Genomic DNA, 362 nt, shown 5'->3' with positions numbered 1-362 from the left:
ACTCCATGCTCATAGCCTGAACCATATCAGCCCAGGACAAGTGCTGAAAGCGATGATTCTCAACGGGTTGGGGTTTGTCAGCGCGCCGTTGTACTTAGTCAGCGAGTTTTTCGAAGGCAAACCCGTGGAGCATCTACTGGGCCCCGGCATTACGGCAGCCCATCTCAACGATGACCGCTTGGGGCGAGTGTTGGATGGCCTGTTTGAGTACGGCACAACGCTGTTTTTTCTGAAGGTGGCCATGCAGGCTGTGAAATGTCAACTACCTTGGGCTCTTCCCAACTTTTGGTGACACTCAAAATTTTGAGAGAATAAAAAGGTAGCTCCCTTGAGGTGCTCTACCCATGGAATCACTTCAGTTT

Annotated in this window: 1 pseudogene; it reads left to right on the top strand. The window is 50.8% G+C overall.

The window, feature by feature from the left end:
- Positions 1-256: pseudogene (locus JUJ53_RS00265) on the top strand (DUF4277 domain-containing protein); the annotation flags it as partial.
- Positions 257-362: the final 106 nt, after the last annotated feature.

The sequence above is a fragment of the Leptolyngbya sp. CCY15150 genome (assembly GCF_016888135.1).
GTDB lineage: Bacteria > Cyanobacteriota > Cyanobacteriia > RECH01 > RECH01 > RECH01.
Note: the sequence above shows the minus strand (reverse complement) of the source record. Positions and strands in the feature narration are given on the sequence as shown.